Raw genomic sequence first — 2,160 nt, 5'->3', positions numbered from 1 at the left:
TTCGGTGCGACACGAAGTCGCTCTGCGCAAGTGGGGGTCTCCCCCGGAGAGGGGGAAGTAGGGAGACTCCTCTGATCAGTGTCCAAGATCAGTCCCCAAGCTCGCATGCGTCGCCGGTAACGGCGGGGTGTGAAGCCGAGCCGTAAAGTTCAAGAAGCTCCCGTTCTGTCCGGGAGCCACAGGCGAGGGGAAGTCTGGACGGGCGAACCTGCGTGAATCTCCGGCTATGCCTCGTGAGCGAAACAGCCGCAAGACAGGACGAACAGCGGCTGACAGGTCCCAGACGCAGCAAAGCGTCAGACGATCCCCTGAGACGAATGAACGGGGGTGCGGACACCGTCGGACCCGGGGTAGAGGAGACGCCCTCCCCAGACGCATCTTGCAAGAGCGGAACGTGGAAACCCCGACACGGTCTGCGGTGCAGTAGGCCAACCGCAAGGAAGGCCAATGCCGTGGCGGGAACAGGATGGTCCAAGAAGCCAACGCCGACACGCCGAAAGGCAAGGGGAAATCGAGGGGCGCTCTCCCGCCCCCGTATAACCCGCCGGATACGGACTCAGGTCCGGCCCGAAAAGGGAGCTGACGTGGACCAGGTGGAACTTTGACGAGAGCTACCGGGAAACCAGAACCAATGGACAAGTTGGACGACAGGGAGTCAGGCTCCCTGAAGAACGGACCAGAGGACGTCGCGGCGGACTGGAACAGCATCGACTGGGCCAAGGCCAACAAAGGCGTACGGGGACTGCGGCAGCGTATCTTCAAGGCGTCGCAGGAAGGCGACCTCAAACGGGTTCGCAACCTGCAAAAGCTCATGCTGCGCTCCCGAAGCAATACGCTGGTCAGCGTACGGAGGGTGACGCAACAGAGCTCCGGCCGCAAGACCGCCGGGGTGGACAAGGAAGTCGTTCTCACCCCAAAAGGGCGAGCACAGCTCGCCCGCTGGGTTCACGCTGAGGATGCCTCATGGACAACTCGGCCGGTCAAGCGGGTGTACATTCCCAAAAACAACGGAAAGCTGCGGCCCCTCGGTATCCCGGTCATTCGTGACCGAGTGATCCAGGCCAAGGTCAAAAACGCTCTGGAGCCCGAATGGGAGGCACGGTTCGAGGCCAGGTCATACGGGTTTAGACCAGGGCGGGGATGCCACGACGCGATTCAGGCCATCTTCAGCATGACCCGAGGGAAGTCCCCGGAAAGAAGATGGGTACTGGAAGCGGACCTGGCGGCGGCGTTCGACCGGATCAATCATGACCATCTCATGCAGGCGATCGGGCGGTTCCCCGCCCGGACGATGATCCTGAGGTGGCTGAAGGCCGGGGTCATGGAGGACGGTCGCACGACGCCGACGGATGAGGGCACCCCACAAGGCGGGGTAATCAGCCCCGTCCTGCTGAACGTTGCGCTACATGGAATGGAAGAGGCCGTCGGGGTGCAGTACCGCGCTCGCAAAGGGCAAGAGCCTGGAGCCAGAAGCGGAACCCCGGTCCTTGTGAGGTATGCCGACGACTTCGTCGTACTCACCCAGACGAAGGATCAGGCGCTTGAGATCCAGGAAAGGCTGGCAACGTGGCTGGAGCTCCGAGGACTTCGCTTCAACGAGGATAAGACCCAGGTCACCCACCTCGATGAAGGCTTCGACTTCCTCGGATACAACATCCGCAGGAACGCCAATCACATGGTAATCATCAGGCCGAGCAAGGACGCGGTACGAAGGATACGAGCCAGGTTGCGGGCCGAGGTCCACGGACTCAACGGCTCCAACTCGGCGGCGGTACTGAGGAAACTCACGCCGATCGTGCGTGGGTGGGCGACGTACTACCGGGGGGTGGTGTCCTCGAAGATCTTCGCGTCGCTGGACACCTACGTCTGGAAACTCACCTACAAGTGGGCCAGACGCAGCCACCCTCGTAAGCCGAAAGACTGGGTGGTGAAACAGTACTTCGGTACGTTCAATAAGTCCCGAGCGGATAAGTGGGTGTTCGGCGACCGCCTCTCGGGCGCCTACCTGCACAAATTCGCTTGGACATCGATTGTCCGGCACGTCATGGTGAAGGGGGCGGCATCTCCTGACGACCCCTCACTCCAGGACTACTGGGCATCGAGGCACCGCAAGAAGGTGCCCCCCGCCATGGACAAGACGAGCTATGCCTTGGCGGCCCG

The 2,160-nt window shown here is 61.9% G+C and carries 1 protein-coding gene; it reads left to right on the top strand.

All coding sequences use genetic code 11. The features are described from left to right. Window positions 1-631: 631 nt before the first annotated feature. Window positions 632-2,160 (top strand): group II intron reverse transcriptase/maturase (gene ltrA / locus AB0B90_RS38580; RefSeq protein WP_362926861.1); only part of this gene is annotated, 1,529 nt, incomplete at its 3' end.

It is taken from the genome of Streptosporangium sp. NPDC049078 (assembly GCF_040648855.1).
GTDB lineage: Bacteria > Actinomycetota > Actinomycetes > Streptosporangiales > Streptosporangiaceae > Streptosporangium.
Note: the sequence above shows the minus strand (reverse complement) of the source record. Positions and strands in the feature narration are given on the sequence as shown.